Origin of the sequence: Candidatus Protofrankia californiensis (genome assembly GCF_900634765.1) — a bacterium.
GTDB lineage: Bacteria > Actinomycetota > Actinomycetes > Frankiales > Frankiaceae > Protofrankia > Protofrankia californiensis.
Genome location: NZ_CAAAFT010000261.1, coordinates 38,948 through 47,977, shown reverse-complemented (window position 1 = coordinate 47,977; position 9,030 = coordinate 38,948). Strand labels below are relative to the sequence as shown.

General features: G+C 68.9%; 4 protein-coding genes and 4 pseudogenes. 4 read left to right on the top strand and 4 right to left on the bottom strand.

Annotation, left to right across the window (positions count from 1 at the left end):
• Nucleotide 1: 1 nt before the first annotated feature.
• A pseudogene (locus tag DD1DGNOD_RS29465) lies at nucleotides 2-160 on the top strand (ArsR family transcriptional regulator); the annotation flags it as partial.
• An 82-nt stretch (nucleotides 161-242) separates the two neighbouring features.
• On the opposite strand, the pseudogene DD1DGNOD_RS14385 reads toward DD1DGNOD_RS29465, so the two are convergent.
• Nucleotides 243-812, bottom strand: a pseudogene (locus DD1DGNOD_RS14385) (recombinase family protein); the annotation flags it as partial.
• 262 nt (nucleotides 813-1,074) lie between these two features.
• Between DD1DGNOD_RS14385 and DD1DGNOD_RS14380 the strand changes: the two are divergent.
• Entirely contained in the window at nucleotides 1,075-1,917 is an 843-nt protein-coding gene (locus tag DD1DGNOD_RS14380) for an adenylate cyclase (protein WP_241251508.1), read from the top strand.
• 379 nt (nucleotides 1,918-2,296) lie between these two features.
• On the opposite strand, the pseudogene DD1DGNOD_RS30860 reads toward DD1DGNOD_RS14380, so the two are convergent.
• Nucleotides 2,297-5,297 (bottom strand): annotated as a pseudogene (locus DD1DGNOD_RS30860) (Tn3 family transposase).
• A 93-nt stretch (nucleotides 5,298-5,390) separates the two neighbouring features.
• Here DD1DGNOD_RS30860 and DD1DGNOD_RS14370 point away from each other — a divergent pair.
• A pseudogene (locus DD1DGNOD_RS14370) lies at nucleotides 5,391-5,570 on the top strand (transcriptional regulator); the annotation flags it as partial.
• 104 nt (nucleotides 5,571-5,674) lie between these two features.
• Entirely contained in the window at nucleotides 5,675-6,157 is a 483-nt protein-coding gene (locus DD1DGNOD_RS14365; RefSeq protein ID WP_131766881.1) for an NADH-quinone oxidoreductase subunit B family protein, read from the top strand.
• 21 nt (nucleotides 6,158-6,178) lie between these two features.
• On the opposite strand, the gene DD1DGNOD_RS14360 is transcribed toward DD1DGNOD_RS14365, so the two are convergent.
• Together DD1DGNOD_RS14360 and DD1DGNOD_RS29455 are read right to left on the bottom strand one after the other, a co-directional pair.
• Nucleotides 6,179-6,856, bottom strand: a complete 678-nt coding sequence (locus tag DD1DGNOD_RS14360) for an HAD family hydrolase (RefSeq protein WP_241251518.1) — start codon at nucleotides 6,854-6,856, stop codon at nucleotides 6,179-6,181.
• Between the two features lie 318 nt (nucleotides 6,857-7,174).
• A partial coding sequence (locus DD1DGNOD_RS29455) for a vitamin B12 dependent-methionine synthase activation domain-containing protein (RefSeq protein ID WP_241255720.1) occupies nucleotides 7,175-9,030 on the bottom strand: 1,856 nt, incomplete at its 5' end.

Genomic DNA, 9,030 nt, shown 5'->3' with positions numbered 1-9,030 from the left:
ACTGAAGGCAGAGTTCTTCAAGACGCTGGGGCACCCGGTGCGCATCAGGGTGCTGGAACTGTTGAGCCAGCGTGAACACGCGGTGGCGGAGATGCTGCCGCAGGTGAGCGTGGAGACGGCGCATCTGTCCCAGCAGTTGGCGGTGCTGCGCCGGGCGAACGGGGTCGCCGTAGTACCCGCCGAAAATCGGGCGGATATGGGTGTCCGGCTGGTGAGCGGACAGAGTGTAACTGTGTCTGGGGCTGGCTCCGATGGAGGGTGCGGTACACGGTGGGGCGGGACACGGTGAACAGCTCGGCGAGGTCAGTGATCGAGTAGTCGCCAGAAGCATGCATGCGCCGCAGCTCGGCCTGTTGCTTGGGCGACAGCTTCGGCTGTCGGCCGCGCAGGCGGCCCTTGGCTCGGGCCACGGCCATTCCCTCGCGGGTGCGTAGCCGCAGCAGGTCGACCTCGACCTCGGCGAAGGTGGCGAGGATGTTGAAGAACATCTTGCCCATCGGATCGGTGGGGTCGTAAACCTGCCCGCCGAGGGAAAGCTTGATCCCCCGGGCTGCGAGGTCGTCGCCGATCGCGCGAGCGTCGGGCACCGACCGGGCGAGCCGGTCGAGTTTGGGCACCACGAGCGTGTCACCGTCACGGACGGCTGCCAGGGCCTGATCGAGGCCGGGCCGCTTCCGGTTGGTACCGGTCAGGCCGTGGTCGAGGTAGATCCGTTTCTCACTGACACCGAGTTCGCGAAGCCGGTCCCGTTGGGCGGTGAGGTCCTGGTCGTCGGTGGAGCACCGGGCGTAGCCGATCAAGGTTCCGGACATGATCCGGAATGTAACGGATAGCCACCGCTCACTGAGAAACAATTCATACCATCTATGTGAGACACCGCTGGTCGAGGTCCCGGGTTCTGCTCACGTGTCCATCGCTGTGTCCGTTGAGGGTTCCCCTACCGGACGCATCTCGATGACGTCACCGGCCCCGCATCCATGCCCCGTACCCGGCCGGATGACATCCCGCCAGGTCATGCTCCTGGCCCCTCGCCGGCGTCACGGATCATTAACGGAGCGCATAAAATAGTGATCTATGAGCCGCACGCGTTCCGGTCCTCCGCGCGCCGTGACCCGCCGCGCGGAGGACCGGCCGGCTGGTCGGGTGCGGGCCGCGCAGAAGTTCTGGCAGCTCCCCGACCATGAGCTCAACGATCTGATCATGCTGACCCGTCAAACCGACCGGGTGGAACTCAAACTGATCGTGCCCGCCACGGCGCACCGGACGACACGCGCCGCACTCGGCATCGACTTCACCCGCGCCCCCGCCCGCCGCGTCTACTACCTCGACACCCCGGACCGGACATTGCACCACCACGGCGTCATCGCCCGCGTCCGCAGCATCGAGGACAAGCCCGATGACGCGGTCGTCAAACTCCGCCCGGTCGTCCCCGCCAGCCTGTCCGACGCCCTACGCCGATCCAAAGACCTCATCGTCGAGATCGACGGGATGCCCGGCACCTACGTCTGCTCCGCCGCACTGAAAACCCGCCTCGGCCCCCACGACGTCGACCAGGCCATAGCCCACCGACGCCCCCTGCACGCCCTGTTCTCCCCACCCCAACGCACGCTGCTCGCCACCTGGCTACCCCGACACACCAACATCGACGATCTTATGGTTCTCGGCCCCGTCGACGTCCGGCGACGCAAGGTCGTGCCGGATGGCTACGGCCGCACGCTGCTCGCCGAGCGGTGGACCTTCCCCGACGGCTCCCGCATCCTCGAACTGTCCACCCGCTGCGCACCCGACGCGGCCCTGCACGTCGCCGCGCACACCGCCGCCGTCCTGCGCCGCCACGGCGTCGCCCTCACCGGACCGCAACAAACCAAAACCCGCACCACCCTCGACTTCTTCACCCCGCCCCCGGCCGACCGATAAACCGCCACGCGACCGTGGCCGGTCGCAGATGTGCCGGATCCGGCCGTCTCCCGCTCTGCCTGGCCGATGCCAGGCCGCCCACCGCAGCGCTTGCAGGGCGACGCCGCGTTCGGTCCGACGCTGGTCGCGTTCACCGCGGCGGGACAACCCCTGCCAGGCGACCGAACGGCCGTCGCCCCTTTCTGCCGGTGTGGCCCCCCAGCTCAACAGACGCGATCAACCCTTATAGCGGCTGGTGACAGCAGCGTTAAAGGCACCCCGGTGTCCAAATTGTTGTTGTCGCGGGCACTGTGCTATCGATGTCGGTGTCGGTTCCCGAAACACATGATCTATTCACATCAGCTTGATCCTTAAGCTGGCGCGGCATCGGTAGAGATGATCAGAACAGGGTGTCGGTCGAGCGCAGCGGCCGGTAGCCGGTGGGCCGAGCTGGGCGAGTTCGGCGTCGATGTCGACGTCGATGGAGCCGAAGAAGTTGATGTTCTCGCTGTGCGCCGGGGAGATATGGGCCAGGACCTCGTCATCGACACGCCGCCCGGCGGCGCGCATCGCCTCCACCGCCAGGCCGTAGTACTCGGTCGTCCAGGCCACCACGGCGTTGGTGACCAGCGTGAGGCACCACGCCTGCTCGGTCTGCTGTTCCAGGTGGCGGGAGCGGACAGCGCCTTCGTGAGCGTAGAGCAGGTCGCGTTTGAGTGCGTGCAGCGACTCGCCCTTGTTGAGCTGGCGGGAGATCTTGCGCCGATACGCCGGGTCCGACAAATATCGGGCGGCGTAGATCGTGCGGCGCAGCGCTCCGTACTCCTTCAGCGCCGCGGCCAGGGTGTTCTGCCTGCTTGACGCCGAGAGCTTCCCGACCAGCAGGGACGCGGTCGCGTGCCCGAACTTCAGCGAGCCGGCCAGGCGCAGCAGATCGTCCCAGTGCTCGGTGTTCAACCGGCGGGTCAGCAGCGGCCCGGCGAGCGGGAAAGCCGCCTCCACCCGCGACTTGAGTCCTGCCCGGCAGAGGGTGATCTTGCCGAGGTCCCGGATGCGCGGCGAGAGTTGCAACCCCAGCAGGTCGAACAGTCCGAAGTTGACCAGTGTCACCCCGTGGGTGTCCGTCGCGTGCTCGGTGACGGGAATGTCGGTCGCGTTCCCCAAAATTTCGTCGAGGACGTAGTGGGCTTCGCGCTTGGTGGCGACGATGACCTTCGTGCCGTAGGTGGTGTGCTGGTCGGTCACATGCGTGTAGGTGCTCAGGCCCTCATGCGCGAAATACCGGCTCAGCGCCCGTGCGGTCACCGACTTGCCCCGGGTGGGGAACCGCTGCCCGTCGGAGGAGGACAGGGTGCCGGCGCCGAACACCGGGGTGAGCGGCAACTTCTGGTGGTAGCCGATTATCGCCAGGTTCGCCGCGCGCAACGTCTCCTCCCGCACATACCACTCCGCGGTCCAGGCCAGGATGTCGTAGGAGATGCCGCAGGCGTCGGCCATCCTGGTCAGCCCCAGATTGGTCGCGTGGCTGATCAGCACCGCGATCAGGTTCCGCTTCACCTCGCTGGTGCGGGCCTGTTTGCCGCCGGCGTGAGTGAAGCAGTCCAGGAACCCGGTGTGCTTGTCCAGCTCGATCAGCAGCGACACGATCGGTGCGAACGGCAGCATCTCGGTCAGCTCGGCTTTGAGGACCGTCGCCTCCGCCGGCACGTCCTCCGCGGTCAGCGGGGAGATCACCAGGTCACCGGCGTCGTCGAGGCGGACCGGCCCATCGCCGCCGGCCAGCGTGTGTTCCAGCTCGCCGAGCGCCTCACCCCACTCGTCCTCGGCCGCAGCCAGAGCCGCGGCGGCGTCAGCGGGTTTACCGACCAGCTGGCAGAACTCCACCCGCTGGTCGGCCCACTTGCCCGGGGTGAGCAGGTAGGCGGCCGGGTCGCAGTAGCGGCGTGAGCCGGGCACGAACACGTCGCCGGTGCGCAGCCCATCACGTAAGGCCAGCAGCGTGCACAGTTCCCAGTAGTGGCGGTAGCCGGTGACGTCACCGGCCTTGGACGCGGTGTCGAGGTAGCCACGCCAGCGAGCCGGGACGAACCCCGACGGCGCGGTGTCGGGGACCTTGCGGGCACCGGTGGCGTTGAGTTCCCGCAGGATCTCCACCGCTTCCAGCAGCTCGGCCGCCGCGGTGCCGCCGTCGAACCGCACGGCGTCCAGCACCTGCGGGTGAACTGCCGCAGATAGCCGTAGGATCCGTCCAAGGCCGCCAGATGCCCGTGATCGCGCGGCAACGGCGGTAGCGCGGTGGCTTGCGCTGCCCGTAACCGCTCCCATCCGACCTTCTCCCCGCGGATCAGGCCGCCGATCTCCTCGTCCGGGATCGCCGTGTCGGCCACGATCGCCAGCACCTCATCCAACAATGCCTGGCGGTCCTCCCCGGCGCGGCCGCGCTCGGCCAGCGCGTCCCGCATCTTGTGCGCCGCCTTACTCTCCCGTGCCGAGACCGCCTGGTCGAACAACTGCACGACCTCGTCCAGCACCTCGGTCGCGGACTGCGCCAGCAGCGTCAGCAGGATCGGGTACCGGCGCTGCGGCTCGCGGCGGGCCAACGCCTGCGCGGTCAACCGCCGTCCCACCGTGGCCAGAAATCGCCGCCGCTCAGCCGGCAGCACCGACAGATCCAGGGTGTGCGCGTCCATCCCGCGCAGGAACTCCAACTTCGCGACCTCGGCCTTCACCGCCGCCGGCGACGCCTCCACCGGCCCCTTATCCAGCCACCGCAACCGCGTCATCCCGACCGCCGGGTCCACCACCAGCAACCCATCCAAACCAGCGCACCGCTGCCCGGTGAACTCCTGCTCCAGCCGCTCGAACGTCTCCCGCCGCGCCTCCTCCCGCGCGTGCGCGACCCGCTCCACCACCGTCACCGGCCCCGGACGGATCACCCTCGCCGAGATCAGGTACTCGCACGCCAACCGGAACAGCAACAGCGGCGAGTCATGCTCCAACGCCCGCGCCAGCAGAAACTCATCCAGCTCCTTCAACTCCAGCGATCCCGCCGCCCGCCACCCCAGATACCGCGCCGCCAGCCGAAGATGCTCCGTCCGCGTCTTCACCCGACGCCCGTACGACCGGATCCCGTCCGGATCAACCTCGAGCCGCTCCGCCAGCCGCTCCACCGCCACCCACGGCACCGACGCCACGTCATCCGGCACGAACCCCAGCCACGGCAACGAACACAACGCCACCGCAAGCCCCAGACGGTCAGCCGGACCCCGACCCCGCCCAGGATCCACGAACGCCACATCCGCCGGAGTCAACGTGAAGAACCGGAACAGCTCCTCCCGGCCGATCTCCGGGAACCTCCGCAGCGCCTCCAGCTCCTCGTCCGCGAACACCTGCGTGGCCACGCTGCACCCCCAGCCAGCAACCCGAAGATCCCCAGCTCAGGAGCCTACCGAGACATATCCGCCCGATTTCCGCGAGTACTACCGGGACCCCCGAACCTGGTGGTGACCCGCAAGGAAGGCTCCACTGTTCATTACTCGCTGACAAGCCCTCACGTTGCCGAACTGTTGGCGGTCGCGCGGACGATCCTGACCGGGGTGCTGACCGGCCAGGCCGAACTGCTGCAGGACCTGCGCACCGTCGCGCCGGGGGCCGAGCCGCCACAGCTGTCGTAATCCCGCACCACACGGCACTTGCCCCATGCCGAACCCCACCCTGGTCGGGGCGACAGCTTCCGATCATCGCGAAGGAAACCATCGCTGACGTGTAGGAGCATGTGGTGAATCTGCTGCGCAAGATCCGCAACACTGGGCGGGTGGCCGAAGACGCCCCACCACGGCCGCAGGAGGAGTGTCCACCCGCAGCCCGCGAGCTCGCCGGCTCGGTACAGGTGCGATGTGTGGACGCCGGGTCGTGCAACGGGTGCGAGATCGAAATCGCCGCTGCGTTCGGCCCGGTCTACGACGCCGAGCGGTACGGGGCACGCGTGGTGGCCTCACCACGACACGCAGACGTGCTGCTGGTCACCGGGCCGGTGACACGCAATATGGCCGAGCCGCTGCGGCGCACGGTAGAGGCGACACCGCAGCCGCGGCTGGTGATGGCGGTGGGCGACTGCGCCCTGAATTGCGGCGAGTTCGCCGGGGGCTACGGCGTGCAGGGATCAGTGGCCGATGTGGTGCCGGTGGACATGCAGGTGCCGGGCTGTCCGCCGGAGCCGGGCGTAATCGTGGCTGCGCTGCGCACCGTGACCCGCCGATGAGCCTGGTCGGGACGGGTGCGGTCAGCCGACTGCGTCGGAGTAGCGTCCGGTGTTGCCGGTCTGCGTGACCAGGAGGTCGAGCAGGTCGACGGTGACCTCGTGCAGGCTCGGCCGGACGGTCGCCTCGGCGACCACCGGATGGACCGCCGTGGCCGGGAACGACGGGACGAGGATCGTCGGGCAGCCGGCGTCGAGGCCGGCTCGAGCACCGGCCTCGCTGTCCTCCAGGACCACGCACTGCGCCGGGTCGACCCCGAGCATCCTCGCCGCTGTCAGGTACGGCTCCGGATGCGGCTTGCGCCGGCTCACCTCGTCCCCGGCAACCGTCACCGCGAACCGCTCGGGTCCGATCGCGGCGAGGACGGGATCCATCAGGACCCGGAACGACGACGACACCAGAGCGGTCGCGATCCCGGCGGCGGCCAGGGCGTCCAGCAGCGCGACGGCACCCGGCATGGGGATGATCCGTCCGGGTTCGCCGAACAGCTCGGCGGTCCGCTCGATCAGGAACCGGGCGGCGGCGTGCGGGTCGGCGTCGGGCACCCCGAGCATCGACAGCATCAGCGGCAGGGCGGTGTCGACGCCGTGGCCGATCATTGCGGCCTTGATGTCGGGGGTGAAGCGGGCACCGAGGCTCGCCGCCAGTTCGTGCTCGGCCACCGTCCACAGCGGTTCGGTGTCGACGAGCAGGCCGTCCATGTCGAACAGGACCGCGGCAACACCCTCTCGACCGTCGCGCCCGCGCGGAGGACTCACCGGCTGTGTGCCGTCGCCGGGCCCGTGGGCGTCGAACAGGGGCGCATCCACGAGATCCACAAGGGCCTGCTCTCCTCGGGAGACGAGCCGGCTCCCTGGCAACAGCCGGATCCCTGCCAGACAACCAGCTGCGGCGAACCGGCACCAGAACACGTGATGCGGATCATCCGCAGCCCGTGGGCCTCCGGCAGCGCGAAAAATCATGATCGCGCCGCCTTCGGCCTGCGACCCGAATCAGTCGGCTCACCGGATAGCCGGATGTCAGGTGGCGAAGTACTTCGCCTCGGGGTGATGGGCGATGATCGCTGACGTGGACTGTTCCGGCACGAGCTGGAACTCCTCGGACAGTTCCACGCCGACCCGCTCGGGGTGCAGCAGATCGAACACGCCGACCTGCTGCTCAAGATCGGGGCAGGCCGGGTAGCCGAAGGAGTAGCGGGAGCCCCGGTATCCCTGGCGGAAGACTGCGGCCAGATCGCCGGAGTCGGCGACGCCGGTGGGTGTGCCGTCCGGCAGCACCAGTTCGGAGCGGACCCGCTTGTGCCAGTACTCCGTGAGCGCCTCGGTGAGCTGGACCGACAGTCCGTGCAGCTCCAGGTACTCCCGGTAGGAGTTGGCCGCGAACAGCTCGGCGGTGACCTCGCTGATCCGCCTACCCATCGTGACGACCATGAACGGTACGACGTCGACCTGGCCGGACTCCTCCGACCGGTAGAAGTCGGCCAGGCACAGCCGGCGGTCCCGGCGCTGGCGCGGGAAGGTGAAACGGGCCCGCTCCGAACCGTCCCCGGACAGGACGATCAGGTCCTCACCCTTGCTCACACAGGGGAAGTAGCCGTAGACGACGGCGGCCTCCAACATCCGCTCGGAGGCGATGCGGTCGAGCCACATCCGCAGCCGCGGGCGTCCCTCGGTCTCCACCAGTTCCTCGTACGACGGCCCCTCGCCCCCGCGGGCACCGCGCAGCCCCCACTGGCCGAGGAAGGTCGCCCGTTCGTCCAGGAAGGACGCGTAGTCGGCCAACGGGATGCCCTTGACGATCCGCTCCCCCCAGAACGGCGGCACCGGCACCGGGTTGTCGGTGGCTACGTCCGAGCGCGGCGGCAGCTCCGTGGGGATCTGCTCGCCCCGGGCCGTGGCCTGGGCGGCCCGGGTAGCCTTGATCCGCTCGGTTCGTTCCCGGCGGGCGCGGCGCGCCGCGGCGCGCGGGTCGTCGGCGAGCGGCGGCGCCTCACCCCGCTTGGCCCCCATCACCGCGTCCATGAGCGCCAGCCCCTCGAAGGCGTCCCGGGCGTAGCGGACATCACCCTGGTACAGCTCGGCGAGGTCCCCCTCGACGTAGGCGCGGGTGAGCGCGGCGCCACCGAGCAGCACCGGCCAGGTGGTGGCCACCCCGCGGGTGTTCATCTCCGCGAGGTTCTCCTTCATGACCACGGTCGACTTGACCAGCAGCCCCGACATGCCGATCGCATCGGCGTCGTGCTCCGCCGCCGCGGTCAGGATCGCGTTGATCGGCTGCTTGATCCCGAGGTTGACGACGGTGTAGCCGTTGTTGGACAGGATGATGTCGACGAGGTTCTTGCCGATGTCATGGACGTCACCCTTGACCGTGGCAAGCACCAGCGTGCCCTTGCCGCGGGCGTCGGTCCTCTCCATGTGCGGTTCGAGGTAGGCGACCGCGGCCTTCATGACCTCGGCGGACTGCAGCACGAACGGCAGCTGCATCTGTCCCGAGCCGAACAGGTCACCGACGACCTTCATGCCGTCCAGCAGGGTGTCGTTGATGATCGCCAGCGGGTCGCGGGAACGCATCGCCTCGTCGAGGTCGGCCTCCAGACCGGTCCGCTCCCCGTCGACGATCCGCCGCTTGAGGCGTTCGTCCAGGGGCAGGGCCGCCAGTTCCTGCGCGCGGGTCGGCCCGCCGCCGCTGCCCTCCACACCCTCGAACAGGTCCAGGAACCGCGTCAGGGGGTCGTAGCCGTCGCGACGGCGGTCATAGACGAGGTCGAGGGCGACCTCGCGCTGCTCCTCCGGGATGCGCGACATCGGCAGGATCTTGGAAGCGTGGACGATGGCCGCGTCCAGGCCGGCCTGCACGCACTCGGCCAGGAACACCG

Coding starts and splice junctions, on each gene's coding strand:
- DD1DGNOD_RS14380 (WP_241251508.1), top strand. CDS start 1,075: ATGAGCCGCACGCGTTCCGGTCCTCCGCGCGCCGTGACCCGCCGCGCG.
- DD1DGNOD_RS14360 (WP_241251518.1), bottom strand. CDS start 6,856: ATGGACGGCCTGCTCGTCGACACCGAACCGCTGTGGACGGTGGCCGAG.